The sequence below is a fragment of the Streptomyces sp. NPDC006314 genome, from assembly GCF_040613075.1.
Classification (GTDB): domain Bacteria; phylum Actinomycetota; class Actinomycetes; order Streptomycetales; family Streptomycetaceae; genus Streptomyces.
Genome location: NZ_JBEXRL010000068.1, coordinates 1 through 2,234, shown reverse-complemented (window position 1 = coordinate 2,234; position 2,234 = coordinate 1). Strand labels below are relative to the sequence as shown.

Here is a 2,234-nt window from a genome sequence, read left to right as displayed (position 1 = left end):
CCGGACCTGATAGCGGCGAAGCGCCCGCGTGAACGTCGAGTACGCACCCTGATAGCCCAGAGCGGTCACCTCGTCGAACAGCGCCGACGCCCACAAGTGGGGGTCATCCGCGAGCCGTTGTCGGCAATACGGCAGGAACGGCACGAACGCGTCCGGCGCCTGACGCCGCTCACCGGGGACCCGCTCGCCGTTCAGATAGGCGCGGATCGTCTTGCGGTCCCGGCCCAGATGCCGTGCGATCGCCGAGATCGTCCATCCCTGGCGACGCAGAGCGTGAGCGTCCACGTCTTCCTCCCGCGTGAGCATTCAGGCCCCCGACCAGGCCGAACTCATGGCTCACGCAGGCTCTCCACGACACACCCAGGCCCATTCGACACGACGGGCAACATCACGCGAAAAGACCGAGCAAGGTCACACGAAGGGTGGGGAGATCAACAGAGCAGGTTTGCCCCACGGCTGAGCAGCAGGTGGGGAGATTCAGATAGCCCCATCACTGTGGGTACAGGTCATCCACGTTCAGGCACAGCACCTCGTCGGCGCGGGCCGCCGACTCGTAGAGCATCTTCCAGAACGTCTTCTCCCGTAGGGCGACGTCCAGGCACCACAGGGCGGCGATCTGGTTCTCGGCCAGGGCCTTGGTGCGGTCGGGCGGTGCCGGTCGTCGCTCGATCCCGATCGTCGGGTCGCCGTCGATCCAGCCCTGGCGCTGCCACCAGCCGATCGCCTTGCGCGCGATGAACAGCTCCCGGTTGACGATGTCGGCGTCCATCTCGTCCGCGCGAGCCGCCGCCGGTTCGGCCAGTACCTCGGGCAGCGCTGGGTCGTCGATCGCGGTGACGGGGAAGACGGGCGGCTTCGCGCCTCGGCGGGCGGGTCCGGTCGGTGCGGGTTCGCCGGCGAGCATCCACCCCCACGTCGTCAGGGAGATCCGGTAGATCCGGTAGATCCGCGCGGAGGACTTCGCGATGCCCGCGGCGGTGAGGTACCGCTCGACCGCCGCGGTGTACGACGCGGGAGGGGCGGACAAGGGCACGACGCAGGCGCGCGGCAACCGGATCGCGCCCCCGTCTCCGAGTTCGGTCGCTGGTTCGATCGTCACGCCTGTCCCGCCCTTCCGGCACTGCCGCAGTAAATGCGTACACCTCGCCCCGGCGGCCGGACTGGCCCGCAGGTCGCGATGATCACGGTAGGGACTCCGCCGCAGTAAATCCGGCATTTACTGTGGCAGCTCTGTCCGGGACAACGCCCGGACCAGCCCGGACAGTCGGCGAACTGTCCGGGACAGCCGGCTCTCATTGCTTCACCTGTCGATGGCCAGCAGCCTGTGTGGTGTCTGGCTGGCCAAACGGTCGCCACAGCCCGCTGCGTCGATGAATCACTCTCCACACAGCGAGCTGATCCTGAACTGCAACCGTCGATCCGCGACGTGTGGATGACATCCGTTTTGTACTGCTTGGCGGACGCTCAGCAGGACTATGAAGGAGGAGCTCTTGCAACTGTTCAAAGGACTCGGAGTGGCCATCGCTGCGACCGCGGCAGCCTTCGCGATGACGCCGTCAGCGTCAGGAGCCGCTCAGGCGGATACCATCTCCGCCCCCCCGGCTCCCGCATCCGTGAACTGCAACTGGAACCCCACCAAGAGCACCACCGGCGTGAGCCTCACGACCAACAAAGAGATCAGCCTGAGGTACGGGCCGGCTGCGCGCTGCTCGTTCATCGGGTGGAGCGACATGGATGAGTCCACGCTGTTGTGGGCTGTGTGTAAGTACCGCAACCCCGACTCGGGCAACACCTGGTACTACACCGATCCGAACGAGGCCAGCTGGGACAAGGGCTGGATCTACTCCGGCAACGTCAGGGTCGGTTCCGGGTCGATCCCCAGCTGCTGAAAGCGATCCGGAGTTCGTGTCCCAACCTATCTTGGAGCGTGCAGGACGAACGGGTTTGCCGCCGGGGTGGGCTTCCTGGATGTACACACATGAAGGCAGGGCCCTTTCGAGGCTGACCGTCCTTGACAGATCCCATCTGGCCGGTCTCACCCTGGCCTTCGGCCTCATGGTCGCCGTCCGGCGCTATATCGCTCCCACCCGCTCCTGACACCGCGCCACGAGAAGCGGCGCCCGAAGCCATATGAGGTGGCTTCGGGCGCCGCTTCGACTGTACGGTCAGTGCTCTCAAGCGGCCTGGTCGAGGCCGGCGGTGTACAGCGTCGTGCCGTCGCTGTCGCGCTCCTC

The 2,234-nt window shown here is 66.3% G+C and carries 2 protein-coding genes and 1 pseudogene; 1 reads left to right on the top strand and 2 read right to left on the bottom strand.

Features of this window, described 5'->3' with window-relative positions; all coding sequences use genetic code 11:
• Positions 1–285: pseudogene (locus tag ABZ079_RS36780) on the bottom strand (transcriptional regulator); the annotation flags it as partial.
• Positions 286–490: 205 nt separating this feature from the next.
• Entirely contained in the window at positions 491–1,099 is a 609-nt protein-coding gene (locus tag ABZ079_RS36775) for a hypothetical protein (protein ID WP_356943790.1), read from the bottom strand.
• 376 nt (positions 1,100–1,475) lie between these two features.
• Here ABZ079_RS36775 and ABZ079_RS36770 point away from each other — a divergent pair, with 376 nt between their 5' ends.
• Complete coding sequence (locus ABZ079_RS36770; RefSeq protein ID WP_356943789.1) at positions 1,476–1,889, top strand: hypothetical protein; 414 nt, start codon at positions 1,476–1,478, stop codon at positions 1,887–1,889.
• The last annotated feature ends 345 nt before the right edge of the window (positions 1,890–2,234 follow it).